General features: G+C 56.9%; 22 protein-coding genes. 9 read left to right on the top strand and 13 right to left on the bottom strand.

The window, feature by feature from the left end; genetic code table 11:
* From ACT3TC_RS03755 to mtnB, 3 genes are read right to left on the bottom strand one after another with little or no spacing between them, the layout of a single operon-like run.
* The gene (locus ACT3TC_RS03755) at window positions 1-549 is read right to left on the bottom strand and encodes a 1,2-dihydroxy-3-keto-5-methylthiopentene dioxygenase (protein WP_444491157.1); all 549 of its coding nucleotides are present in this window, start codon (window positions 547-549) and stop codon (window positions 1-3) included.
* 34 nt (window positions 550-583) lie between these two features.
* Window positions 584-1303, bottom strand: coding sequence for an acireductone synthase (gene mtnC, locus ACT3TC_RS03750; protein WP_193054259.1), 720 nt, complete (start codon window positions 1301-1303; stop codon window positions 584-586).
* Window positions 1300-1887 (bottom strand): methylthioribulose 1-phosphate dehydratase, encoded by a 588-nt coding sequence (gene mtnB, locus ACT3TC_RS03745; protein ID WP_193054260.1) that lies wholly within the window; start codon window positions 1885-1887, stop codon window positions 1300-1302. Before mtnB ends, mtnC begins: the two co-directional genes overlap by 4 nt.
* Window positions 1888-2013: 126 nt before the next feature.
* Here mtnB and mtnA point away from each other — a divergent pair, with 126 nt between their 5' ends.
* Complete coding sequence (mtnA, locus tag ACT3TC_RS03740; protein ID WP_444639170.1) at window positions 2014-3030, top strand: S-methyl-5-thioribose-1-phosphate isomerase; 1017 nt, start codon at window positions 2014-2016, stop codon at window positions 3028-3030.
* A gap of 12 nt (window positions 3031-3042) precedes the next feature.
* On the opposite strand, the gene recQ is transcribed toward mtnA, so the two are convergent.
* From recQ to ACT3TC_RS03705, 7 genes are all read right to left on the bottom strand, one after another.
* Window positions 3043-4863: a DNA helicase RecQ gene (recQ, locus tag ACT3TC_RS03735; protein WP_444639169.1), complete on the bottom strand. Its 1821-nt coding sequence runs from the start codon at window positions 4861-4863 to the stop codon at window positions 3043-3045.
* Window positions 4864-4941: 78 nt separating this feature from the next.
* Window positions 4942-5802, bottom strand: a complete 861-nt coding sequence (locus tag ACT3TC_RS03730; RefSeq protein WP_444639168.1) for a carbohydrate ABC transporter permease — start codon at window positions 5800-5802, stop codon at window positions 4942-4944.
* Window positions 5799-6683 (bottom strand): carbohydrate ABC transporter permease, encoded by an 885-nt coding sequence (locus ACT3TC_RS03725; RefSeq protein WP_441677532.1) that lies wholly within the window; start codon window positions 6681-6683, stop codon window positions 5799-5801. The genes ACT3TC_RS03730 and ACT3TC_RS03725 overlap by 4 nt, the downstream gene beginning before the upstream one ends.
* Before the next feature lie 60 nt (window positions 6684-6743).
* Window positions 6744-8024 (bottom strand): ABC transporter substrate-binding protein, encoded by a 1281-nt coding sequence (locus ACT3TC_RS03720; RefSeq protein WP_444639167.1) that lies wholly within the window; start codon window positions 8022-8024, stop codon window positions 6744-6746.
* A gap of 18 nt (window positions 8025-8042) precedes the next feature.
* Window positions 8043-9170 carry an ABC transporter ATP-binding protein gene (locus ACT3TC_RS03715; RefSeq protein ID WP_444639166.1) on the bottom strand — a complete coding sequence of 376 codons (1128 nt, stop codon included), beginning with the start codon at window positions 9168-9170 and terminating at the stop codon, window positions 8043-8045.
* 149 nt (window positions 9171-9319) lie between these two features.
* A complete protein-coding gene (locus ACT3TC_RS03710) occupies window positions 9320-10267 on the bottom strand; it encodes a hydroxymethylglutaryl-CoA lyase (protein WP_444639165.1) in 948 nt (315 codons plus the stop codon).
* 10 nt (window positions 10268-10277) lie between these two features.
* Window positions 10278-11483, bottom strand: coding sequence for a CaiB/BaiF CoA transferase family protein (locus ACT3TC_RS03705; protein ID WP_444639164.1), 1206 nt, complete (start codon window positions 11481-11483; stop codon window positions 10278-10280).
* A gap of 150 nt (window positions 11484-11633) precedes the next feature.
* Here ACT3TC_RS03705 and ACT3TC_RS03700 point away from each other — a divergent pair, with 150 nt between their 5' ends.
* The 4 genes from ACT3TC_RS03700 (at window position 11634) to ACT3TC_RS03685 (ending at window position 15712) form a co-directional block, all read left to right on the top strand.
* Window positions 11634-12536, top strand: a complete 903-nt coding sequence (locus ACT3TC_RS03700; protein WP_172117950.1) for a LysR family transcriptional regulator — start codon at window positions 11634-11636, stop codon at window positions 12534-12536.
* Between the two features lie 300 nt (window positions 12537-12836).
* Window positions 12837-13823 carry a TRAP transporter substrate-binding protein gene (locus ACT3TC_RS03695; RefSeq protein WP_444639163.1) on the top strand — a complete coding sequence of 329 codons (987 nt, stop codon included), beginning with the start codon at window positions 12837-12839 and terminating at the stop codon, window positions 13821-13823.
* Window positions 13824-13880: 57 nt separating this feature from the next.
* Complete coding sequence (locus ACT3TC_RS03690; protein ID WP_444639162.1) at window positions 13881-14420, top strand: TRAP transporter small permease; 540 nt, start codon at window positions 13881-13883, stop codon at window positions 14418-14420.
* Window positions 14417-15712 carry a TRAP transporter large permease gene (locus ACT3TC_RS03685; protein ID WP_444639160.1) on the top strand — a complete coding sequence of 432 codons (1296 nt, stop codon included), beginning with the start codon at window positions 14417-14419 and terminating at the stop codon, window positions 15710-15712. The genes ACT3TC_RS03690 and ACT3TC_RS03685 overlap by 4 nt, the downstream gene beginning before the upstream one ends.
* A gap of 54 nt (window positions 15713-15766) precedes the next feature.
* Here ACT3TC_RS03685 and ACT3TC_RS03680 read toward each other — a convergent pair whose 3' ends face one another.
* From ACT3TC_RS03680 to ACT3TC_RS03670, 3 genes are read right to left on the bottom strand one after another with little or no spacing between them, the layout of a single operon-like run.
* Window positions 15767-17191 (bottom strand): FAD-binding oxidoreductase, encoded by a 1425-nt coding sequence (locus tag ACT3TC_RS03680; protein ID WP_444639159.1) that lies wholly within the window; start codon window positions 17189-17191, stop codon window positions 15767-15769.
* Window positions 17188-18492: an L-fuconate dehydratase gene (locus tag ACT3TC_RS03675; RefSeq protein WP_444639157.1), complete on the bottom strand. Its 1305-nt coding sequence runs from the start codon at window positions 18490-18492 to the stop codon at window positions 17188-17190. Before ACT3TC_RS03675 ends, ACT3TC_RS03680 begins: the two co-directional genes overlap by 4 nt.
* Window positions 18493-18528: 36 nt before the next feature.
* The gene (locus ACT3TC_RS03670; protein WP_444639155.1) at window positions 18529-19692 is read right to left on the bottom strand and encodes a fumarylacetoacetate hydrolase family protein; all 1164 of its coding nucleotides are present in this window, start codon (window positions 19690-19692) and stop codon (window positions 18529-18531) included.
* A 300-nt stretch (window positions 19693-19992) separates the two neighbouring features.
* Here ACT3TC_RS03670 and ACT3TC_RS03665 point away from each other — a divergent pair, with 300 nt between their 5' ends.
* From ACT3TC_RS03665 to ACT3TC_RS03650, 4 genes are read left to right on the top strand one after another with little or no spacing between them, the layout of a single operon-like run.
* Window positions 19993-20994, top strand: a complete 1002-nt coding sequence (locus tag ACT3TC_RS03665; protein ID WP_444639154.1) for a sialic acid TRAP transporter substrate-binding protein SiaP — start codon at window positions 19993-19995, stop codon at window positions 20992-20994.
* Between the two features lie 57 nt (window positions 20995-21051).
* Window positions 21052-21594, top strand: coding sequence for a TRAP transporter small permease (locus ACT3TC_RS03660; RefSeq protein WP_444639153.1), 543 nt, complete (start codon window positions 21052-21054; stop codon window positions 21592-21594).
* A 42-nt stretch (window positions 21595-21636) separates the two neighbouring features.
* On the top strand, window positions 21637-23016 hold the full coding sequence (locus tag ACT3TC_RS03655; RefSeq protein ID WP_253927031.1) for a TRAP transporter large permease: 1380 nt from the start codon (window positions 21637-21639) through the stop codon (window positions 23014-23016).
* Window positions 23017-23071: 55 nt separating this feature from the next.
* On the top strand, window positions 23072-24148 hold the full coding sequence (locus ACT3TC_RS03650; RefSeq protein WP_444639152.1) for an Ldh family oxidoreductase: 1077 nt from the start codon (window positions 23072-23074) through the stop codon (window positions 24146-24148).
* Window positions 24149-24211: the final 63 nt, after the last annotated feature.

The following is a 24211-nucleotide window of genomic DNA, read 5'->3' as shown; positions in this document are numbered from 1 at the left end:
TTACAGCTGATCAATCCGGTCAAACTTGCCAGCGATATCGCTCTCGGTCCAGTGGGGCACCCAGCCTTCTACGTTGTCGAAGAAACGCAGCGCGGTAAATTCAGGCGCGGGGCCCATATCGAACCAGTGGGGCGTGTTGGCGGGTACGCTGATCAGGTCGTTGCGGGTGCACAGCACCTGATACACCTTGTCGTCGATATGCAGGCAGAAAAGCCCTTGGCCTTTGACGAAAAAGCGCACTTCGTCCTCAAAGTGGCGATGTTCATTTAAAAACTTCTGGCGCATGGCATCCTTTTCAGGATGCGTAGGCACCATGTGCAGCACATCCACCGTCTGGTAGCCGCCCTGGGCTTTTAGCCGCTCGATATCATCCTGGTAGAGCGCCAGAATATCGTCCTGAGTGGCGTCGTCGGCAATTTCGCCCGGCGTTGCCCAGCGTTCAAACAGCACGCCTACACGGTTGAGCTCAGTCTTGATCTGCTCGCCGTCGGTAATATCGACCAGCGCGTTGTTCGGGTCTTGATCGGCAAATACTTTAAGTTGTGACATTAAGGCGCTCTCCGCTAGTTAAAAGCTTGAACCGTTACAGATCGATCTCATCGAAGCTTGTCACGCAAGCGTGCTGTGTGCCTGCCTGGGTGCCTTCACGCACCAGTTGCAGCGTCTGCATGCCCGCCTGCTTGGCGGCATCCAATTCTCCTACCACATCGGATAGAAACAGGATTTCGTCGGCGGGAAGCTGTAGCTTGCTGACGATACGCTGATACGCCAAGGCTTCGCGTTTGTGGCCAATATGGGTGTCGAAATAGCCGCTAAACAGCGGGGTTAAATCGCCCTCTGTGCTGTAGCCAAACAGCAGCTTTTGCGCCTGCACGGAGCCTGATGAGTAAACATAAAGCTGCTTTCCGGCCTCTGCCCATTGGCGAAGGCGTGGGGCGACATCGCTATACAGATGCCCTTTAAAGGCGCCACGCTGGTAGCCATCAGCCCACATCATGCCCTGAAGCGCTTTGAGCGGCGTAACTTTTTGATCAGTTTCGATCCAGTAGAGCAGGGTTTCAACGACTTTATCCAGCGAGGCGTCCGGTTCATTGAGCTCATTGCGTACCGCGTCTATCTGCTCTTCCACATCAGGTTGGGCCGAGTGGGTGTACACATACTCGGGCAACTGATCATGAGCGTAGGGGAACAGCACCTTATGCACAAAGCTGATATCGGTGGTGGTGCCTTCGATATCGGTGACCACGGCGCGAATGCTGGTGTTATCAAGACTTGGCTTATTAACATCTGGATGATTGATCATTTGGACCACCGGCTCTCTTCAAGGACACAGGCAAGTAAAAACTCAATGGCTTCCAAATGGCGGCGACACTCGGCAATGCTGCTGCCCACGGCATAAATACCGTGGCCCGCCACCAGAAAGCCCCAGGGCATCGGCCAACCTGCCCGTACATGGTCGGCCAGCTCGCTCATATCCTGGGAGTTGGGGACCACCGGCAAGTGAATGGTGGCGTCATGCGTGCTATTACCCTGTAGCGCCTTTTGCATTTCAAAGCCGCTTAGCGCAATGCCTTCAGGAAAACGACGCGAAAGAACGGTGCTTGCCACGGTGTGGGTGTGCAGTACGCAGCCAATCTGTTCATCCATCCGATAAAGTGCCGCGTGAAGGTCGCTTTCGGCGCTAGGTTTGCCACTGCCTTCAAGTACGCGCCCTTCAAGGTCGCAAAGCAATAAGTCATCGGCTTGAATGTGCGTTTTATCACGGCCCGAGGCGGTGACCAGATAACCTTGCGGCACTCGGGCAGAAAAATTACCGCCCGTGGCGGGCGTCCAGCCTTGTTGGGCCGCCCAAGAGATCGCTGCTAGCAGTTCGTCTTGTAATGTCATCGTAGGGTCAGTATCGCGTCGCTTTCAAAGGCTTTCATTCTATATGATATGCTCCGCGGCTGATAAGCCATGCGCCGTATTCGTTCTTTCCATACGTTCTTTATCGCAGTACTCAAGGAGCCCCTGATGCCTCATCTTCAGTCACGCAGTTTACGGGTGTACGCCGACTCGCTTGAGTACTTGGATCAGACTCGCCTGCCGCAGGCCGAAACGTGGGTACGCTGTGCAAGCCCAGAAGATTGGCAGGTGGCGGTAAAAAGCCTGGCGATTCGCGGCGCGCCATTAATCGGCCTGAGTGCGGCCTTTGTGCTGGCGCAGTATGCCGCGCAACATCCAGGGCAGGAGAGCGAATGGCAGCTGGTAAGTGATCACTTACGGGCTACGCGCCCCACGGCAGTTAATTTGATGTACTGCCTGGATGCCATGGAGGCCTGCTTTGCTCAAGGGCCGGCTGCGCTTGCTGAGCGCGCCGCCATGCTGTTTGAAGAGGACCGCGAGCTGTGTTTGCAGATGGCCGAGCGCGGCGCGGACTTACTGAATGACGGCGAGCGAGTGCTTACTCACTGCAATACCGGCGCCCTGGCGACGGCCGGTGTCGGCACGGCGATTGGCGCGCTGGCGGTCGCCAAAAAGCGCGGCGTAGCGCTGCATGTGTACGTTAACGAAACCCGCCCGCTGCTTCAGGGCGGCCGATTAACCGCCTGGGAAATGGCCGACCTGGATATTGCGTATCAACTGATTGCCGACAGCATGGCGGCAAGCCTGATGGCCGCCGGCAAAGTGGATAAAGTGATGGTCGGTGCCGACCGCATCTGCGCCAACGGCGACTTCGCCAATAAAGTGGGCACTTACATGCTGGCAGTGGTCGCCAACTACCATAAGGTGCCGTTCTACGTAGTGGCGCCCTACACCACGGTAGACAAAGCTTGCGCCACTGGCGATGACATTCCGATCGAGCAGCGCGACGCCGCAGAAATACGTGGAGCCACCGGGGCATTCGGGGAGGTCGTCTGGGCGCCGGAGAATGCGCCGGTGTGGAATCCTTCTTTTGATGTTACGCCCGCCGCGCTAGTCACCGGCTGGGTGCTGGATACCGGCGTGTTTGACCAAGCCGCTATCGCCCGTGGAGAACACTGCCGGTAACGGCCTCTGTACTTAAAGCGTGGCATCCGCGTGGGTTTGAATCACCGCTAGAAAGCCTTCGCCGTAATCCTCAAGCTTGCGGGCGCCAATGCCAGAGATAGCGCCGAGTGCCTGCAAACTATGCGGCTTCTGTTCGGTCATTTCGGCAAGCGTGGCGTCGTGGAAGATAACGTAGGCAGGCACCCCCTGGGCTTCGGCAAGCGCTTTGCGGTGCTGGCGCAGGGCTTCCCACAAAGGGCCGTGGCCGGGTGCTGCCGAATTGCTCTTGCTGCCGCGCCGGGCGGTCCTGGTTTTACTGGGCTTGCGCAGGGTTAGCGGTTGCTCGCCGCGTAGCACCGGCTTGGCGTCTGCCGTTAAGCGAATCCCTCCATGACCTTCCATGTCCACGCTTAGAAAGCCGCTGGCGATCAATTGGCGAAACAGCGCCTTCCATTCGTTGGCCGAGAGATCCTTGCCGATGCCAAAGGTGCTGATCTTGTCGTGACCAAAGCGGGTGATGCGTTCGTTGCTTTTACCCAGCAACACGTCCACCAAGTAGGTGACGCCGAAGCGCTGCTCGGTGCGGTAGACACACGACAACGCTTTTTGCGCGGCCACCGTGGCGTCCCAGGTCTCAGGCGGCGTCAGGCAGTTGTCGCAGTTACCGCAGGGCGCATCCAAATGATCGCCGAAGTAGTGCAAAAGCGCCTGGCGGCGGCAACTGATGATCTCGCAAAGCCCCAGCATGGCATCGAGCTTTTGCTGCTCGATGCGCTTTTGGTGATCATCTGCGCTGGAGTCCTGCTGCATCTGACGCAGCGTAATCACATCCTGCAAGCCGTAAGCCATCCACGCATCGGCGTGGAGGCCATCACGCCCGGCGCGGCCGGTTTCCTGATAGTAAGCTTCAATGCTCTTGGGCAGGTTGAGGTGGGCGACAAAGCGCACGTCCGGCTTGTCGATGCCCATACCAAAGGCGATGGTGGCCACTACCACCACACCATCTTCGCGCAGAAAACGCGTCTGGTGATGCTGGCGCTGCTCGGCGGGAAGTCCAGCGTGATAGGGCAGCGCGGTTAGCCCCTGGCGCTCAAGCCAGGCGGCGGTGTCATCTACCTTGCGCCGAGATAGGCAGTACACAATCCCGGCTTCGCCATTATGATTTTCGCGGATAAAGCGCAGCAACTGCTCACGGGCGTTGCCCTGATTTTCAGCGATATGGTAGCGGATGTTGGGGCGGTCAAAGCCGCTGTTATAAAGCGCCGCATCTTGAAGCTGCAGATGCTCAACGATATCGCCTCGCGTGGGTACATCGGCGGTGGCCGTCAGTGCAATGCGCGGCACCTGGGGAAAGCGCTGATGAAGCTGAGAGAGCTGGCGATACTCAGGGCGGAAGTCATGGCCCCATTGGGAAACGCAGTGGGCCTCGTCAATCGCAAACAGGGCAATCCGGGCCTGCTCAAGAAGCGCCTGCATACGCGGCATGGCGAGCCGCTCGGGCGCAACATACAGAAGATCCAGCTCGCCTGAGCGCAGGTGATTCTCCACCTCGACCGCCTCATGGTAATCAAGGCTGGAGTTGAGATACGCAGCGCGTACGCCGTTCTGAACCAGTGCCGCCACCTGATCCTGCATTAACGCGATGAGTGGAGAAATCACAATGGCGGTGCCGTCGCGCAACAGCGCAGGAATCTGGTAGCACAGTGATTTGCCACCGCCGGTGGGCATCAATACCAGTGCATCGCCACCGGCAACCACATGATCAATAATCGCCTGCTGCGGGCCGCGAAAGCTGTCGTAGCCAAAGACTTCCTGCAACACCTTGAGGGCCGCCGGGTTGGGTTCGCCGTGCATCCTCGCTCTCCTTTTTGCCGAGCGGGGATTGTCGCACGAAAAGCCTCTTGCCCGTTGGTTAGGGTTCTCGTACTAAGCCTAACGGATGCCAGCCCGTAGGAAAGACTGCACAAACTGGCGCTGAAAAAGCAGAAACGCGACTAACAGCGGCGCGATGCTGATTAACGTGGCCGCGCTGACCGTTGCCCAGTTAACGCCCGTTTCCGGGGCAGAGAATACGCCCAAGCCAACGGTTAACGTGCGGCTTTCCACCGAGTTGGTGACCACCAGTGGCCATAAAAAGTTGTTCCAGTGGTGGCTAATGGAAACCAGTCCATAGGCCAGGTAGGTAGGCTTGGCCAACGGTACGTAGACCTTCCAGAGAATTTCCAGCCAGTTGCAGCCCTCAATGCGCGCGGCATCTTCAAGCTCGCGGGGAATGGTCTTAAACGTCTGGCGTAATAGAAAAATGCCAAAGGCGCTGGCCACATAAGGCAGGCCAATACCGGTGATGGTATTGATTAACCCCAGCTCGCTGGCGATACGGTAGTTCTCCACGATCAGCACTTCGGGAAAGACAAACAGCTGAATCAGCACCAGCATAAACAGCAGGTTTTTACCCGGAATGGGAAACCGTGCAAAGGCAAAGGCTGCCAGCGTGCACACCACAAATTGGCCCAATACCACGCCGGTAACCAGGGCAAAGGTGTTGAAGTAATAGCGGGCGAAGGGCGCCTGCGCCCAGGCGTTAACGAAATTATCCAGCGTCAGGGGGGCGAATAGATCAAAACGCACCATAAATTCGCTGGGGTGGAAGGCCGCCCAAAAAGCGTACAACAGCGGAAAAATCCAAATCACCGCCAATAGCCACGCCGCCAGAGTTTCAAGCGATGGCAGTGATAGTTGGCGAGATCGAGGCGCAGGCTTTTTGGCGCTTGAGTGTATTGTCGTTGAACTCATTGGTAGTGCGTCCTGCGGTCCAGAATCGTGAACTTCAGCGTGGCGACCACCGCAAGTACCAGCAGAATCACCACTGTGATGGTGGCCGCTGTGGTGCGATCAAAAAACGAGAAGGCATTTTCGTAGACGTAATACAGCAACAGGTTGGTCGCGTTATTGGGGCCGCCCTTGGTCAGAATAAACAGGTGATCAACCACGCGTACCGCATTGATTAATGCGTTGATCAGCACAAACAGCGTGGTGGGCATTAATAGCGGAAACGTCACTCGCCAGAAGAAGCTCCAGCGGCTGGTGCCTTCAAGATCGGAGGCTTCTTTTAGCTCGGGCGGAATGCCTTGAAGCGCCGCGAGATAAAAAATCATAAAAAAGCCGGCTTCTTTCCAGACCGACATCACCATCACCGAGCCCAGCGCGACGCTTGGGTCGCCCAGCCAATTCACTCCGGAAAACCCCAACGCCCCGAGCAGCTTGTTAAACAGGCCAATTTGCGGGGCGTAGAAAAACATCCAGATATTGGCTGCGGCAATCATGGGCAAAATAGTTGGTGTGAAGTAGGCCATACGCACAAGGCCGCGCCCCGGTAGTTTGCCGTTGACGAACAACGCCATACCCAACGCCAAGGCGATGGAGGCGGGGATTGTGCCCAACGCGTAGATCAAGTTATTGCGCGCCACCTTCCAGAACTTGGCGTCATCGAACAAAAAACGATAATTCTCAAGCCCGACAAATTCCGGCGGGGCACCGCGAAAGCCGGGCAGAAACAGGCTTTGAATCACAGTCGTAATCGTGGGCAGGTACGCAAAAGTGGCTAACAGCACGGCGGCGGGCAGTAACAGCAGTGCGCCATACATCTGCATTTTGTGGTGGGCGGTTAATGCCATGGGTAACGGCCACTTATAGGAAACGCCGGGGCGAACCCCGGCGAATGGGTAAGAAAGGGCTTAACGTGCGTAACGCCGCAGTATGGCGTCCGCTTCCTGCTGGGCCTGGTTAAGCGCGGCTTCCGGTTCCATCTGGCCGGTTAATGCTGCCTGAACGGCGTTATCCAGCGTGCGACGAATGCGGCCACCCTGATAGGTGGAAAGCTCGGCAGTACCATATTCCAGCTGGTCGCGGGCAACGGCAGCGGGCGGGAAACTCTCCACGTATTCGCGCAGCGCGTCAGTCTCGTAAGCGGCGGGGCTAACGCCCATGTAGCCTGTTTCAATTGACCAGTCGGCGGCGCGCTCGGGTGCGGTCATCCAGCGGATAAACGTCATCGCAGCGCGCTGCTCCTCTTCAGAGGCATCTTTAAAGACGTAGAAGTTGCCGCCGCCGGTGGGGCTGCCGCGCTGGGTGTTCATGGGCAGCATGGCGACGCCAAAATCAAAATCGGCTTCATTGCGCACGGCGGTTAGATTGCCGGTGGTATGCCACATCATGGCGGTCGATTGCTCAAGGAAGTTCTGGCGCAGCGTGCCCCATTCGATGGTGCCATCCGGCATGGCGTCATGTTCGGTTGCTAGTGACACCCAGTACTCAAGCGCTTCAACGGCGGCGGGATCATTAAAATAGACCTCGGTGCCGTCTTCGCTCATCAAGCGGTGGCCGTTCTGAAATGCGAACGCCTGGAACATCCAGTACGGGTAGCCGGTAGACGGCACCATCACGCCCCACTGCTCCCCGTTGGAGGCTTCGCGAATCGTTGCCGCCATCTCGGCCATTTCCTGCCAGTTTTCTGGCGGGGTTTCAGGGTCTAAACCGGCCGCTTCAAAGGCGTCCTTGTTCCAGAACAGCACAATGGTGGAGCGCTGGAAAGGTATGCCGTAGGTGTTGCCATCCAACTGGCCGTTTTCCATCAAACCGGGGTAGAAACCGTCAAGCCAGTTGCGCTCTTCATCGGTTTCGACCAGATCATCGAACGCCACGATGGCGTCCTGCTCAACCAGTTCGTAAAGATCAATCGAGAACATCACCGATAGCTGCGGTGTATCGCCTGACTCAATTGCCGACATGGTGCGCACGCGGGTGTCGTCGTAGTTGCCGGCGTAGATGGCTTCTACTGAAATGTCGGGATGCTCGCTCTCAAACTCGGCCACTAAGTCGTCAATGACGTTAGTCAGCGCGCCGCCCACTGAAACCGGGTAGTACATGGTCAGGTCAACGGTGTTCGCGTTGACTTGGGTGGCGCTTAACATGCCAGCCACAAGCGCGGTGGTAGCGAAGGGGATACGCAAACGCATAAAAAGACTCCACGAATATCAGTGTTGGAAAGAGCCCACCGCCGGTGGACGAGAAACGACGCGAGGCGAGCCTGGTAATGCACTTGGCAAAACGCTATCCAGACGTAAACCGTTATTCGCAAACAAGTGGGCGTTTTCTGGCGCCCAATAGAGCCGACAAGCGCCGTCAGTCAGAGCGGGTTTGCCATTGATGCGTACGCGTAGGCTGTGCCCGCCCACCGCCACATGGACAATCGTGTCGGCGCCTAAATACTCCTCGCTAAGTACGGTGGCCAGCACGCCTGGCTCCGACGCCGGACGCAGCTCAATATCTTCCGGGCGAATACCTAGCTGACCGCCAACGGCTTCCAGCGGTGCTACCGTGGTGGTTGGCTCGCCGTCGATAACAGCGCCTTGGTCGCCTTTAACAAGTGGCAGCAAGTTCATGGCAGGACTCCCTATAAAGCTAGCGGCAAAGGCGCTGGCAGGCTGGTTATAAAGCGCGTCAGGCGACCCGTCCTGAACGATGCGGCCGTGCTGCATCAGAATCACGCGGTCCCCCATGCTCATGGCCTCGACCTGATCGTGGGTCACGTAAATCACCGTCATATTCAGGCGGCTTTGTAGCGCCTTGATTTCCCGGCGCATATCGCTGCGCAGCCGCGCATCCAGATTGGAGAGTGGCTCATCCATCAAGCAGATCGGGTGTTCCGAGATAACCGAACGGGCCAGCGCCACCCGCTGGCGCTGGCCGCCAGAGAGTTGGGCAGGTTTCCGGTTCAGGTAATCGGTAAGGTCGACAAGCTCAGCCACCTTGGCCAGCCGCTCGCGCTGTTCAGCTTTAGGCACTTTGCGGCTGCGCAGGCCAAACACGATATTGTCGGCAACGCTTAGATGCGGGAACAGCGCATAGGATTGAAACACCATGCTTAAGCCACGGTCGCCCGGCGGCAGGCGCGTAACGTCACGCTCACCAATATGGATCTGCCCGTCGCTTGCCTCTTCCAGGCCTGCAATCATGCGCAGTGTGGTGGATTTCCCACAACCTGAAGGGCCCAGCAGAATGACAAACTGGCCGGGCGTTACGTCGAAGGAAATCTCATCGACCGCAGCGGTCGCACCCCACCGCTTGGTGACGCGATCCAAGCGGATTCGCGATTGATTCATAACACACATCACCAGCTGTTGGTTATTGTTGGTCAGCTTGCGTTGAAGGTGTTGCTGTTGTGTGACGTTTATATGGCAAAGTTGTGTCGGGTAATAGTTATATAGCTCTTTTAGCTAAAGATCTCAATGTAGCCTGAGACTAGTGCCGTTCATTGTTGAAGAGCTGATGCTGGCATCGCATAACGCCGCGTCGATTTACCCGCTTTCACCACCTGCCCCGGTACCTCATGGCCGATAAGCTCGGGGAGAGTAGCGGCGACGTTAAGCAGGGCGTCCAGGTCAACACCGGTGTTCACGCCCATGGCTTCGAACATATGCACTAAATCTTCGGTGCATACGTTGCCGGTGGCGCCGGGGGCAAAGGGGCAGCCGCCCAGGCCGCCGAGTGCTGAGTCGAAGCGGGTAATCCCTGCCTGCCAGGCTGCTAGGGCATTGGCCAGGCCCATGCCGCGAGTGTTGTGAAAATGCAGGGTAAACGGCGTTTCAGGCCAGCGCTCAAGTACCGCTTCACACAGGCGTTTGACCTGGGCCGGGTTGGCCATGCCGGTGGTGTCGCACAGCGTTACCCCTTGGATGCCCAGCGCTATCAGCTTTTCAACCAGTTCCAGCACCCGCGCTTCGGGCACTTCGCCTTCAAAGGGGCAACCAAAGGTGGTGGAGAGTGAGGCGTTGATAAACACGCCGCTGCCCTGTGTCACGTCCAGGATAGCCGAAAATTGTTCAAGGGATTGCTCGGGCGTCATGCGCAGGTTGGCCAGGCCGTGGCTGTCGCTTGCCGACATTACCAGATTGATCTCATCGACGTTGCAGGCAAGCGCGCGTTCGGCACCTTTTACGTTGGGCACCAGCACGGTGATATCTACGCCTGCCCGGCGCTGAAGGCTGGTAACAACGTCGGCGGCATCGCGCAGGTTGGGAATCGCTTTAGGGGAGGTAAATGATGTCGCCTCGATGCGCTTGAGGCCCGTGGTGGAGAGGGCGTCAATCCAGCGGATTTTTTCTTCTGTAGGCACAAAACGCGCTTCAATTTGTAGGCCGTCACGGGGGGCGACTTCGTTGATCTCGATTCTCAAAGGGCAGGGTGATAACTGGCTCATAACAAACTCCTTAAATGATGCCTGCCTGGCGCAGTTTGGTGCGGGTTTCTTGATCGATACCCAGCTCGTCCAGTACGTCGTCGGTGTGTTGACCAAGGTTCGGGCCGCCATTGCCCAGGCGCCCGGGCGTGGCGCTTAGCTTGGGCAGTACGCCGGGCACTTTGAGCGGCTGGCCGTTGGGGCGGGTAAAGGTTTGGATCATCTCCCGCGCCAGGTAGTGGGGATCAAAGGCGATATCTTCAGCGGTGTAGGGGTAGCCGGCGGGCACCCGGGCATCGTCTAGGGCCTGTAGAATGGCGTCCCGCGGGCGTTCTAGCGTCCAGGCTTCAATGGCTGCATCAATCATGGTGGCTTGCTGGCTGCGCCCATCGTTATGGGCAAGTGCTGGGTCGCTTCCTAAATCCTCGCGGCCAATCACGCCCATCAAGCGTTTAAAGATGCTGTCGCCATTGCCAGCGATAAGCACGTAGTCGCCGTTCAGGCAGCGGTAGGCGTTTGAAGGCGTAATGCCGGGAAGGGCGCTGCCGCTGGGCTCGCGGACCTGGCCGCTGGCATCAAATTCCGGCAGCAGGCTTTCCATCATGGCAAATACTGATTCATACAGAGCGACATCAATTTCCTGGCCAAGGCCGCTGCGGTTTCGCTCTTGAAGGGCCAGCAAGGTGCCGATCACCGCGTAAAGGGCGGAAAGCGAGTCGCCGATGCTCACGCCCACCCGCACGGAGGGTTCGTCCGGCTGGCCGGTAAGGTAGCGCAGCCCGCCCATTGCTTCGCCAATTACGCCAAAGCCGGGCTTGTCGCGGTAGGGGCCGGTCTGCCCGTAACCTGAGATATGCACCATGATCAGCCGTGGGTTGAGGGCTGATAACGCTTCCCAACCCAGCCCCCAGCTCTCCAGCGTGCCGGGGCGAAAATTCTCCACGACAACGTCTGCCTCGGCAGTAAGTTGGCGCACCAAGGCCTGGCCCTCTTCGCTGCGTAAGTCCAGCGCCACTGAGCGCTTGTTGCGGGTTTGCACGTGCCACCAGAGCGAGGTGCCGTCTTCAATCATTCGCCATTTGCGAAGTGGGTCGCCGGTGCCGGGCGGCTCAATCTTGATCACGTCAGCGCCAAATTCACCCAGTAGTTTGGTGGCGAAGGGGCCGGCAATCAGTTGGCCTAGCTCAAGCACTTTTAGGTCCTGCAAGGGAAGCTTGCGCGCTTCAGGAGTATTCATTAAGGCTCTCCTCTACTTGTCGTTATTCGTAGTGAGCGCCAGCATGGGGCAGCCGTTTTGGGTCGACAATTAGGCAATGGGTAACAAAGGGTTCGTGGCTGGCGAAGGTATGCGTTAGCATAAGCAGACTGTTGATTAAGAGATGTGATCATGCGCCGCTTCGACTTTGTCACCCTCAAGCTGTTTATTTCTGTGGCAGATGAGGGACGTCTAACCGCCGCCGCCGCGCGCGAGCATCTAGCGCTTGCTGCGGTGAGTAAGCGGATTAGCGACCTTGAGGCGCTGGTAGGGACCACGCTGCTGTATCGCCGCCCCAGAGGCGTTGAGCTAACCCCCGCAGGCCAGGCGTTTCTGCACCACGCCCGGCGCATCATGGATAATATCGAGCGCTTGGAAGCAGAGCTAAGTGAATATGGCGAAGGGGTGCGCGGCCATGTGCGCATCCACTCCAACACCTCGGCCATTATTGCGTTTCTTCCCCAGGATCTCAGCACTTTCTCTTGCCACTACCCCGATATTAAAATCGACCTGCAGGAGCGGGTGAGTAGCGAAATTGTGGCCGCCGTGCGCGATGGATTGACCGATATCGGCATCTTCGCGGGGCATGTCGCGGCACCTGACCTTCAACAGCTTTCATACCGGAATGACCGGCTGGTATTGGTAACGCCTGGCAATCACTCGCTCGCGGCGCGTGAAAGTATTGCCTTCAATGAGGCGCTCGACTTCGATTTTATCGGCCTCCAGCAGGATGCCTCGCTGCAAGCACTACTGCATGAACAAGCCAATATTGCTGACAAGGCGTTACGGATGCGCATTCAGGTGCGTAGCTTCGATGCCATTTGCCGCATGATTCATCACGGGATGGGCGTGGGCATACTGCCTGAAAAGACCATCTATCGTGAATTGGGCGATCTGGAGTTGAACAGTATTCCGCTTAGCGACCCTTGGGCGCAGCGCGAGCTGGTGATCGGTATGCGCCGCTATGCCACGCTACCGGCCACTGCCCGTCATTTAGTCGATCATCTGGTTAAGGCTGAAACGACGTCTTCTTAAAGGCTACGCCTCCCCCTTCGGGTTCGCGTTTGGAGAAAGCTCATTAACATTCTGAGCCCTCCCTTATCGGCTAGCCCTGAACAAACCTGGCTAACGACTGCCGATGCCTCTCCATCTTTAGTCGTATGCTGTTTTACGAGAGCCCTCAAACGCCCACTGTCATGGAGTCTCCAGCCATCGTATTTTGCGAAGTCAGCCTTCTCGAACGTCGATTTGAAGCGTATCGGCGGCTTGTTTCAAGATCGATAGAACAACATCGCACCATTCTGCCTATAACGACAAATTGAGAGAGTACATCTCATGCAAAAATCACTACTTGCCACGCTCACTGCAGTAGGCATTTTAGCGGTTGCTCCCTTCGCGCTGGCCAACCCGATTGAAATTCAAGTTAACAACACCATGAGTGAAGGCGGCTCTGAAAGTGCTGCGGTTGAACGCTTTGCGGAGTACCTGGAAGAGCAGGCGCCGGGGCGTTTCAACGTGCGGCCTTTTCTCGCGGGTTCCCTGGGCGGTGAAGATTCCGTACTGGAGCTGCTCAACCTGGGCCAGACCCAGCTTTCACTCACCGGTGGCAACTGGCGCCAGCAATATGCGCCGGAGTACGACGCCATTACCGTGCCCTTCCTGTTCACGACCTGGGACGAGGTGGATAGCTATATCGATAGCCCATCGGGCCAGACGCTGATTGAGCAGGCAGAACAGCAGGGCGGCCTCAAGTTTCTGGGGGTTCAGCACCGTGGCCCGCGCCATATGACTGCCAATAAAGAGATTCATACACCAGAAGATTTGCAGGGCTTTCGGCTACGTCTGCCGTCACTGCCGATCTGGCTAGAAGTTTGGGAAGAACTGGGCGCGCAGGTGGTGAACGTGCCTGCGCCGGAAATCTATCTCGCCATGCAGACCCGCCAGGTTGATGGCCATGAAAACTCCCTCTCTTCGCCCTACACGCGGCGCCTGTGGGAAGTGCAGGACTACCTCATTACCACCAGCCACGTGCAGTTCCCCTGGAGCTGGGTTGCCAGCGCGCGTTGGTGGGACGGTTTGGAGGAAGAGGATCAGGCGCTGATTTCTGAGGCGGTTGATGTCGCTCGTGCCTACGGCACCGAGCAGGAGCTCGAACTGGATGATTACTACCTGGATGCCCTTCAAGAAGAGGGTATGACAGTCGTCCAGCCGGATACTGAAGCCTTCCGTGAAGCGGCCATGCCCGCCATTGATCGTGTGCTGTCAGAAATGGCCGACGGTGTACGCGACGACGCAATCAGCGCGAGCCAAGTAAGCGACTGATCATCATTAGGTGGCGGCATGATGATGCCGCCACCGTCTTAGGTAAGGAGTTATCTTGTGGATGGAGCACTGCCACCCGCAAACGGAGCCGATCGTTTGGCTTTTTATGTCCTGCGCTATGTCACTCGCCTATGCGATGCCGTGGGTGTCGCGTTATTGGTTGGTATTTTAGGCTTGGTCGTGGCCGCCGTGGTTGCCCGCGATTTGCTCAACTGGGGCATGCCCTGGAGCGAGGAAGTCGTCTCGCTGTTGGCCATTTACGCCATTGGTTTCGGCTCGATCTCCGCTTGGGTACGCAGCGACCACTTGGTCGTGGACCTGTTTAGCCACCGGCTGAGTGCGATGGGGCATCAGGTGCAGTACCGGCTGACGGCCATTATCTCCGTCGGTTTTTTTGTGCTGGCGAGCTGGGGCGCCTGGATCATGTCCGATATGAGCGCCAATAATAAAACAGTCTCGTTGAGTATCAGCTTCTCCTATCTCTATTACGGCTTGTTATTCAGTTTTGTTGCCATGGCGCTGATCGCCACTTGGCAAACCTTACGCGGCCCCGTCACGTGGTTGAATAAGCCCGCGCACGAGGAGATAACGCCATGATGGAACTCGCGATATTCGTCGGCGGGCTGCTGCTGTTAATGATGATCGGCCTGCCCGTGGTGGTGTCGATTGGGGTTACCTCATTTATTGCGTTGGCGGTAACCGGGGCTGGCGGATTGCCGGTTGAGCTGCTTTCACTGCGCATGGTGCAAACGCTTAATAATTTCACCTTGATGGCGATTCCGCTGTTTATCCTGGCGGCCAACATCATGAACCTGGGGTCGACCACCACCCGGATATTTGATTTTGCGACGGCTTTGGTGGGCTTTACCAAAGGTGGGCTAGGCCACGCCAACGTAGTGGCGAGTTCTATCTTTGCCACCATGTCTGGCACGGCGGTGGCCGATGCCGCGGGGCTTGGCAGTATCGAAATCAAGGCGATGAAAGAGCGCGGCTATGCCTTGGACTATACGACCGGAATTACCGCGGCTTCGAGCGTGGTTGGCCCGATTCTACCGCCGAGTATTGCGCTGGTGGTTTACGGCTGGCTCGCCAATGTAAGTATCGGTGGGCTCTTCATGGCGGGGTTGGTGCCGGGTATTTTAATGGCGCTACTGCTCATGGGCATGACCGTTTTACTCGGCGCCACGGGAAAAGTCGTGATGCCTGCTCCCGTACCGTTTGATGCAGGCGAGGTCGTGCGGACCGGTAAACGGGCCATTTTACCCTTGATGATGCCTGCAATCATCGTTGGCGGTATTTGGGGCGGCTTTTTCACACCAACTGAAGCCGGCGCAATTGCCTCGCTGTATGCGGTGATACTGGGTGGGGTGATCTATCGCGACTTGAGTTTGAAAAGCCTGTACGACGCGTTTCGCCGTACACTGATGTTCAGCGCGGTCATTCTGTTGATCATTGCGGTATCAAGCTTTTATGGCTGGATTCTGGTGCGTATGGGCATTCCCCAAGCGCTGGCTGGTCAAGTGGCCAGTATCGATATGCCCACTATTGCGCTGCTGATCTGCTTTGCGCTGTTCTTCTTGCTGATCGGCTGCTTTATGTCGGTGATCGAAAGCATCCTGATCTTTACCCCCATTGTGGTGCCTGCCGCGTTGAGTGCAGGCTTGGACCCGATACATTTCGGTATCGTGATGGTGATTACCCTGTCGGTCGGGGTTATTACGCCACCGTTCGGCACGGTGCTGTTCATGATGGTGGGTATTACCCGGCTGCGTTACGGCCAGGTGGTCAAGGCGGTACTGCCGTTTTTGTTGCCGATTATGGCGGCCATTCTACTGTTGATTGCTGTGCCGGGGTTGGCCACTTGGCTGCCTGGCGTGATGGGGTATTGATATGACTAGCCCCGCCCTGCTGGAAATCCCGGCGGGGCGGGGCTAGGTTGGCGATTAGCCGTCGTTAGGCAGAATACGCCCGGGATTCATTAGTCCTTTCGGGTCGAACAGGTTTTTAACCCCGCTAATCAACTCCCGCTCGATAGGCGATAACCGTGCCAGGTAGGCCGCCTGCTTGGTGCGCCCAATGCCGTGCTCTGCGCTGATGCTGCCGTGAAACTCATCAAGCACGTCAAAAAGCCGCTCTTCCAAGGCGTGCAGATGGGCTTTTTTATCTGCGTCAGGAAGTGCAGTGGGCGGCAGTATATTGAAGTGCAGATTGCCATCGCCCACGTGCCCGTAAGCGATGATTTCGCACTCGGGAGACGCGTTCATTACTACGTCACTGGCGCGGGTGACAAAGTCGGGAATGGCTGAGATAGGTATCGAGATATCGGTACGTAAATGCTCGCCGCGCCGCCGTTGGCCTTCCAGCATGCTTTCACGAAACTGCCACAGCTGCGCAGACTGGCTAGCGCTGGATGCCAGTGCCCCATCAAGCACCAGCTCACGCTCCATACCGGTTTCCAGCAGTTGCTCCAGCATGGCGCCTAGATCCACTGGTCCCGTGGCCGCGACTTCCATCAATACGTACCAAGGGTAAGCGCTTTCCAGCGGGTCGCGTAGCTCGGGCGTTGCCTCTATCGCAAGTTCAATGCAGCGGCGGGGGATGAGCTCGAAGGCGGTCAGCAAGTCGCAGCAGTCGCGTCGCGCTAAACTATAAAGATCGATCACCGCTTGTACCGACGGCAGGCCGAGCAGGGCGGTGTGGTTCTGGGTAGGCCGAGGCGAGAGTTTGAGTACAGCACCCGTGACAATTCCCAGCGTGCCTTCACTGCCCAGAAACAGCTGCTGAAGGTCGTAACCGCGATTGTCCTTATGCAGAGCATTCAGGCTATCCAGCACGCGTCCATCCGGCAGCACGACCTCAAGGCCGAGCACCAGCTCGCGCATCATGCCGTAGCGCAGCACGTTGAGCCCGCCTGCGTTAGTGGCGATATTGCCGCCGATTTGGCAGCTGCCCTGAGCGCCGAGCGAAAGCGGAAATTCGCAGTCATGATCAAAAGCGGCCAGCTTGACGTTTTCGAGAATACAGCCCGCATCCACCGTGATGGTGAAATTGATCGGATCAATGGCGCGCACGCTATTCAACCGCTCCAGGCTGATTACCAGCTCCTGACCGCTTGCGGCGGGCAAGGCACCTGCCACCAAACCGCTATGACCGCCTTGGGGCGTCATAGCGACACCTTGTGCATAGCAGCGCCTGACCACCTCAGCGACCTCTGTTGTATCAGCCGGGCGTGCCACGGCCAGCGGCACGCCCAGCGTATCGCCGGCCCAGTCGCTGACGTAGCGCGCCATGGCCTCCGGCTCACGCAGCAGACCACGCTCGCCAAGCAGGCTGGTGAGTTCATTTAGAAAGATATTAACGTCTGTCATTGGTCCGCTTCCTGCCATGCAGCACCCTCTGGATAGCGATGCTGTGCCTGGGACTCGGCGTGCATGGCAATGCTGTAGCCTGGTGCCTCGGGCACCTGATAGCGGCCATGATTAATCACTACTGGGTCGATAAAGTGCTCGTGAAGATGATCCACATACTCAAGCACACGCCCTTCAAGCTCGCCGGATACCGCGATGTAGTCAAACAGCGAAATATGCTGGGTGTATTCGCACAGCCCAACACCGCCGCCATGCGGGCAAACCGGTACGCCGTACTTGGCGGCCATCAGTACGACTAGAATCACTTCATTGAGGCCACCCAGGCGGGCAGCATCCAGCTGGCAGTAGTCAATGGCGTCCGCCTGAAAGAACTGCTTGAACATCACCTTGTTGTGACAGTGTTCGCCGGTGGCGACCCCGATAGGCGCGACGCGGTGGCGGATCTCTGCGTGGCCCAGAATATCGTCGGGGCTGGTGGGTTCTTCGATCCATAGTGGGTCAAATTCAGCCAGACGGCGCATCTTGGCGACGGTTTCATCGACTTCCCATACCTGGTTGGCGTCCATCATCAGCACGTTGTCCCAACCGATCTCTTCTCGCAGTAGCGCTGCACGGCGGGCATCCTCTTCAATATCGCCGCCAATTTTCTGTTTAAAGTGGGTCCACCCTTCTGCTAACGCTTCCCGGGCCAGGTTGCGCACTTTGTCATCGCTGTAGCCAAGCCAGCCTGCAGAAGTGGTGTAGCCGGGGTAGCCATCGCGGCGCATTTCGGCCTCACGCGCGGCTTTGCCGGGGGCCTGGCGGCGCAGCAGACAAATTGCTTCTTCAGGCGTTAGCGCATCGGTGACAAAGCGGAAATCAAGGCAGCGCACCAACTGCTCTGGGGTCATATCCACCAGCAGTTTCCATACCGGCTTGCCTTCGCGTTTTGCCCACATATCCCACACGGCGTTAACGATGGCGGCGGTAGCCAAGTGAATCGCACCTTTATCGGGGCCAATCCAGCGCAGCTGACTGTCGCCGGTGAGCTCGCGCCAGAACGTACCCATATTGTCGGTAATGGAGGAAAGCGTGCGACCCTCGATCAGCGGCGCCAGGGAGTGCACGGCGGTGACCACAATCTCGTTACCCCGGCCGATGGTAAAGGTTAAACCGTGCCCTTCCGGGCTGCCATCATCGGTATGCAGGATGACATACGTGGCTGAGTAATCGGGGGCGGCATTCATGGCATCAGAGCCATCGAGCGAGCGCGAGGTGGGGAAACGGATATCCTGGATCTCGACGTGCGTAATTGTTGTCATTGCGTTCTCCGGGGTGTGATTTAAGCAGTGGAAGGATCAGCGGCGGGCCAAGTGACGCATCAGTTCGCGAATGCCGTAGGTCCAAGGCGGTAGCTGATCGCTTCTGCCCACCGGGTTAACCAGGGAGCCCAAGGCTGGGGTAGAAATAGTCACGCGATCGTCGAGGTGGTGGGTAAAGCCCTGGCCTTTGCCATCACGGTCTTTGATAGGGGAGAACATCGTGCCCAGAAACAGCATGAAACCATCCGGGTACTGGTGATGTTCACCGATGGTTTGACTTACCAAGTCCAACGGGTCGCGGCTGATCTCGCGCATATCGCTCTCGCCTTGAAGCAGGAAGTCGTCATCCTCGCCTTCAATACGCAGTGCGACTTGGCAGTTGCGCACGCTGTCGATAGTAAAGTGATCATCAAATAGACGAATAAACGGGCCGATTGAGCAGGAGGCGTTGTTATCTTTCGCCTTGCCAAGCAGTAGGGCGCTGCGTCCTTCAACGTCGCGCAAGTTGACATCATTACCCAAGGTGGCGCCGCGTACCTGGCCGCGGCTATCCACGGCCAGCACGATTTCGGGCTCAGGATTATTCCACTGTGAAGACGCATGCAATCCTACTGATGCTCCAAAGCCTACCGAAGAAAGCGGCTGAGCTTTGGTAAACACTTCCGCATCAGGGCCAATACCCACTTCCATATATTGTGACCAGCCACCGCGTGCCTGAAGCGCTGTCTTAAGCGCCATGGCCTCTTCAGACCCGGGGGCAATCTTGGAAAGGTCGGTGCCAATCAGTGCCTGCAGGTCGTCGCGCAGCGCAACGGCTTTAGCCGGGTCGCCGCCGGCCTGCTCTTCGATTACCCGCTCAAGTAAGCTGACGGCGAAGGTGACGCCACAAGCTTTAACAGCCTGAACATCACAGGGGGCGAGCAGGTAGGGCACTTGTGGTTGAGCCTGTTGAGAGTTCGCCAGCAGCGTCTCGATGCTGCCTAACGATGCACCCTCGGCGCGTCGCACCACCTCCAGAACATCGTCGCGCTCCAGCAGGTCGGCCATGGTAGGGCCAAACTCGGTGATGTCGATGATGTTGCCTTCGTTCACCGTGACCAATGCGGGACCCGGGTGCGCGCCGTCCAACCATACGCGGCCCACGAGCAGAGCGTTATCCATGTCGGTGGGAAGAGTATCAATCAGTGATAGTGGTTGCATGAGCGCCTCCTGATGGACAAGCGACCGGCGTTGCTACCGTGTCGCCTGCGTTGTTATAGATGTTGTTCTGTATGACAGGTATACCAGAGCATGACTTACTCTAGCGCACCGCTACATTTCGGGTCGATAGGCAAATCTGTTTAGATGAAGGTAGTTGCGCAATTGAAGGCCACCAGCTAGGTTTGAAACTGCTGGTATGATACGTATACAGCAAGATGGTCGGTTACATCCGCTATTGCTATTCGCAAGTGCTACTCGCAAATAACCAACAATAAATCCAATGGTTGTGAGGAAAATAAGATGCGCTACAAAAGCCAATACCACCTAGCCATGTCTCGCCTGTTAACCGCTACGCTAATCGCTGCAGGTATCAGCGTGGCCGGTGCGGTACAGGCCGCCGAGAACCTGCGTTTTGCCCACGTTTATGAAACGTCGGAGCCTTTCCATAAGTGGGCACTGTGGGCGGCAGATGAAATTGAAGAGCGGACCGATGGCCGTTACACCATGGAGGTATACGCCGCTTCTTCTTTGGGTAAAGAGGAAGACATTAACGAAGGGCTTGGGCTAGGCACGGTGGATGTCATTTATACCGGCACGCAGTTTGCTGGCCGCGGTTATGGGCCAATCGGCATTGCGGGGGCTGCGTATATGTTCCGTGATTTTGATCACTGGCAGGCCTTTGCTGACAGTGACCTGTTCCAGGAAATTGCCCGAGGCTACCAGGATGCCACCGGGAACGTGCCACTGACGCTCAATTATTATGGCGAACGCCATGTAACATCGAATACGCCGATCAATACACCCGAGGATATGTCAGGCCTCAAGATACGTGTGCCCAACGCGCCGATGTACATGATGATGCCTAACGCAGTAGGCGCTAACCCCACCCCGATTGCTTTCGATGAAGTCTACCTGGCCCTGCAGCAAGGTGTGGTCGACGCGCAGGAAAATCCGCTGCCAACCATTCGCGCCAAGGCTTTTCATGAGGTACAGGATTACATCAATCTAACCGGCCATATTACTGATTCGCTAATCACGATCGTAGGTGGACCGCGCTGGAACCAACTGAGCGAAGAGGATCAGGAAATATTCCGCGAGGTATTCCAGGAAGCCGCTGAGAACAACACCCAGGATATCCTGCAGGCTGAGGCAGAGCTGGTCGCCTGGTTTGAGGAACAGGGTAATACCATCAACGAAGTGGATCGCGACATTTTCCGTGAGGCCGTTGTACCTGCCCATAACGGCAATGTCGCCACTTGGGATCAGGAAACCTACGATCGCCTACAGGCTATCGGCCAATAACCCAACCTCAGCGAGCACTTCGCTAACTTTTTAGCGAAGTGTCTGGAGTATTGTGCCATGAGTGACGAGTGCGAAGATGCACCGCCCAGCATTGATCCTATGGTGGATTTTGAATCCGCCTTTGAAGATGCCCCCTTCAAACTGAGTGATTATCGAATTGAAGACTTTGTGACCCTGACGTTGTTCTGGGCACTTATTCTGGTGGTCTTCGCTCAGTTTTTTAGCCGCTATGTGATGGGCAGTTCTATCGGCTGGACTGAGGAAATTGCCCGTTATCTGCTGATTGGGGTTGGCTTTTTGGGCAGCGTAATGGCCGCCCGCAACGGCAGCCACATCATGGTGGAGTTCTTCTACCATTACATGCCGGAGTGGCAGGCACGCTTACTGGAGCGCTTGGTGGGCCTGGTAAGCCTTGGTTTTTATATAGCAATGGCGTGGATCGCCTATCAGCTGGCAGCACGTACCAATAGCCTGATGGTATCGGTCGACCTGCCCAAGAGCATCATCTATTTCACGGTCTGTGCGGCGTTTGTATTAATGGCGCTACGTACCATCCAGCGGCTTTATCTGAAGTACCGGGATCGTACCGATGTCGTTTGAGAAGTGGTATCCCGTTATGCCATTTTTATCGAGAGGCCTACTATGCCCCGAATTTCCATGATGCGTTGGCAAAAACCGTTAGTGTCGCCACTGCTCTCGGTGCTGGCCGTGCTGGGGTGCGTAATATTACCGCTGATGGGTTATCACCTCGGCTTCTTGTTTTTCGCGTTATTCACCATGTTGGTGCTCGGGGTTCCCATTGCGGTTAGCTTGGCGGGCGCCTGTCTGATGTTTGTACTGATCACAGGCCAAGTGCCCAGCATCGTCATAGCGCACCGCATGATCAACGGCATCGACAGCTTTCCACTGCTGGCCATTCCGTTTTTTATCTTTGCTGGCAGCCTGATGAATAACGGCGGCATCACGGAGCGAATCTTCAATTTTGCCAAGGCCCTGATGGGCTGGATGCGCGGTGGGCTGGGGCACGTTAACGTGGGTGCCAGTATCGTATTTTCTGGAATGTCAGGGGCGGCCGTGGCGGATGCCGGTGGCCTTGGCATGATTGAAGTGAAGGCGATGAAAGATGCGGGCTACGATGAGGAGTTTGCGGTGGGTATTACCGCGGCCTCATCCACCATCGGGCCGATTATCCCGCCGAGTTTACCCATGGTCATTTACGGCGTTATGGCATCAGCCTCTGTGGGCCAACTGTTTGCCGCCGGGTTAATTCCTGGGCTGTTAATGGGGGGGATGTTAATGCTGATGATCTTTATCATCTCGCGCCGCCGCGGCTATCAGCGTGACGCGATATTTTCGATGCGCGTGCTTGGGCATACCTTTAAGCGGGCTTTTCTATCACTGATGACGCCCGTCATTATCGTGGGCGGTATTATCACCGGCGCGTTTACCCCTACTGAGGCGGCGGTCGCTGCGGTGTTCTATGCGCTGATACTGGGTATCGTGGTTTACCGTACCCTGACCTGGCGTAAGCTGTTAAAAGTCAGTATGGAAACCATTGAGACAACGGCGGTCATTCTGTTGATTGTCTCTTCCGCATCAATATTTGCCTGGATACTCACCAGTAACCAAGTCACCCAGAACGTGATTGCTCTAATGGGGCCGTTTGCCGATAGCAAACTCGCCGTACTGATGATGGCCAACATTGTACTCATCATTGTCGGCTGCTTTATGGAAACGATCGCCGCGATCACCATCCTGGTGCCGGTCCTGTTGCCCATGGCGGTGGCCGTGGGTGTCGATCCCGTTCATTTTGGCGTGATTATGGTGCTCAACCTGATGATCGGCCTGTTGACGCCGCCGGTGGGAATGGTGCTCTACGTACTTTCCCGAGTATCCAATGTCAGCTTTGAGCGCTGCATGCGAGGAACCATTCCGTTCCTGATTCCGCTGGTGATCTGCTTGCTGTTAGTGACTTTTATTCCGGCTATTTCCATGTGGCTTCCCACGCTGATATACCGTTGAGCACGACCGGCTGATTAGCCGTTAACAACAATATTAGGCTTTGGAGTATTGCTTGATGACCGATACGTCATTGGATTTTCGCGTTACCCGTGAGGATTTAACGCGCTTTATGCAAGCGGCACTTGTGGCTGCTGGCGCCAATCAAGCATCTGCCGATGCCGTGAGCCGAGCGTTGGTAACCGCCTCACGCATGGGTACAGATAGCCACGGGTTACGTCTATTGCCGCATTATTTACAGGCGCTGAAAGGCGGGCGTATCAACGGCGCGCCTGACATGGTGTTTCACCAGCGCTTGGCGGCAACGGGCTTTTTAGATGCCGATGATGGGCTAGGCCATTTGGCAGGCTACACCGCCATCGAGCAGGCCATGACGATGGCTGGCGACGTGGGAATGGGGGCTGTGGCGGTTGGAAACTCATCGCACTTTGGCGCAGCGGGGTGCTATGCGTTGGCGGCGGCCGAAAAGGGCTATCTGGGCATGGCGTTCTGTAACTCGGATCCGTTCGTGCTGCTCCATGACGGCGCCAAGCCTTTTCACGGCACTAATCCTATCGCCTTTGCGGCGCCGGTAGCTGGGGGCGCGCCGTATTTGCTGGATATGGCGACCAGCTCGATTCCCTGGAACCGCGTGCGGCAGTTCGGGGCGATTGGTCGCGAACTGCCGGATCAGGTGGCTGCTAATGCTGAAGGTAAGGTGAGCCGCGTACCTGGCGAGGTTACAGCATTGCTGCCGTTAGGAGGCAGTAGCTTTGGGTTTAAAGGCGCAGGGCTTGGCGGCATGGTCGAAATACTTAGTTCGATGCTCTCGGGAATGCAGCACGGCTTCAAACTTTTACCCATGGTCGGGCCGGATATGGCGACGCCACGTGGCGTGGGGCATTTCTTTTTAGCAATGAAACCCGATGCGTTTGTGGAAGAAGGTACGTTTGCACGCGGACTGGCTGAATATTTAGCGGATCTCCGGGCCCAGCCTGCTACACCAGACGCGCGGGTAATGGCGCCAGGTGATCGCGAATGGCGCTGTCAGGCGCAGCGCGATGTTGGCGGCATTCCACTGGATTCTGCCAATCAGTCGGCTTATGCAGAGATCGCCAAGCAGTACCAGCTAGCGCCGCTATCTCGACTCGATTGAAGGGACAGTTGAAGGATCGCAACGGGAAATACAGTAAAGTGGCGGTGAATTCCAGGTTAATCA

It is taken from the genome of Halomonas sp. AOP27-A1-41 (genome assembly GCF_052378605.1).
Lineage (GTDB): Bacteria > Pseudomonadota > Gammaproteobacteria > Pseudomonadales > Halomonadaceae > Vreelandella > Vreelandella citrativorans.
The sequence above is the reverse complement of the archived record's forward strand: the minus strand, read 5'-3'. Positions and strand labels throughout refer to the sequence as shown.

Coding starts and splice junctions, on each gene's coding strand:
- mtnA (WP_444639170.1), top strand. CDS start 2,014: ATGCCTCATCTTCAGTCACGCAGTTTACGGGTGTACGCCGACTCGCTT.
- ACT3TC_RS03710 (WP_444639165.1), bottom strand. CDS start 10,267: ATGAGCCAGTTATCACCCTGCCCTTTGAGAATCGAGATCAACGAAGTC.
- ACT3TC_RS03660 (WP_444639153.1), top strand. CDS start 21,052: ATGAGTGACGAGTGCGAAGATGCACCGCCCAGCATTGATCCTATGGTG.
- ACT3TC_RS03665 (WP_444639154.1), top strand. CDS start 19,993: ATGCGCTACAAAAGCCAATACCACCTAGCCATGTCTCGCCTGTTAACC.
- ACT3TC_RS03685 (WP_444639160.1), top strand. CDS start 14,417: ATGATGGAACTCGCGATATTCGTCGGCGGGCTGCTGCTGTTAATGATG.
- ACT3TC_RS03720 (WP_444639167.1), bottom strand. CDS start 8,024: ATGCGTTTGCGTATCCCCTTCGCTACCACCGCGCTTGTGGCTGGCATG.
- ACT3TC_RS03700 (WP_172117950.1), top strand. CDS start 11,634: ATGCGCCGCTTCGACTTTGTCACCCTCAAGCTGTTTATTTCTGTGGCA.
- ACT3TC_RS03670 (WP_444639155.1), bottom strand. CDS start 19,692: ATGCAACCACTATCACTGATTGATACTCTTCCCACCGACATGGATAAC.
- ACT3TC_RS03680 (WP_444639159.1), bottom strand. CDS start 17,191: ATGACAGACGTTAATATCTTTCTAAATGAACTCACCAGCCTGCTTGGC.
- recQ (WP_444639169.1), bottom strand. CDS start 4,863: ATGCACGGCGAACCCAACCCGGCGGCCCTCAAGGTGTTGCAGGAAGTC.
- ACT3TC_RS03730 (WP_444639168.1), bottom strand. CDS start 5,802: ATGAGTTCAACGACAATACACTCAAGCGCCAAAAAGCCTGCGCCTCGA.
- ACT3TC_RS03695 (WP_444639163.1), top strand. CDS start 12,837: ATGCAAAAATCACTACTTGCCACGCTCACTGCAGTAGGCATTTTAGCG.
- ACT3TC_RS03715 (WP_444639166.1), bottom strand. CDS start 9,170: ATGAATCAATCGCGAATCCGCTTGGATCGCGTCACCAAGCGGTGGGGT.
- ACT3TC_RS03675 (WP_444639157.1), bottom strand. CDS start 18,492: ATGACAACAATTACGCACGTCGAGATCCAGGATATCCGTTTCCCCACC.
- ACT3TC_RS03655 (WP_253927031.1), top strand. CDS start 21,637: ATGCCCCGAATTTCCATGATGCGTTGGCAAAAACCGTTAGTGTCGCCA.
- mtnB (WP_193054260.1), bottom strand. CDS start 1,887: ATGACATTACAAGACGAACTGCTAGCAGCGATCTCTTGGGCGGCCCAA.
- mtnC (WP_193054259.1), bottom strand. CDS start 1,303: ATGATCAATCATCCAGATGTTAATAAGCCAAGTCTTGATAACACCAGC.
- ACT3TC_RS03725 (WP_441677532.1), bottom strand. CDS start 6,683: ATGGCATTAACCGCCCACCACAAAATGCAGATGTATGGCGCACTGCTG.
- ACT3TC_RS03755 (WP_444491157.1), bottom strand. CDS start 549: ATGTCACAACTTAAAGTATTTGCCGATCAAGACCCGAACAACGCGCTG.
- ACT3TC_RS03650 (WP_444639152.1), top strand. CDS start 23,072: ATGACCGATACGTCATTGGATTTTCGCGTTACCCGTGAGGATTTAACG.
- ACT3TC_RS03705 (WP_444639164.1), bottom strand. CDS start 11,483: ATGAATACTCCTGAAGCGCGCAAGCTTCCCTTGCAGGACCTAAAAGTG.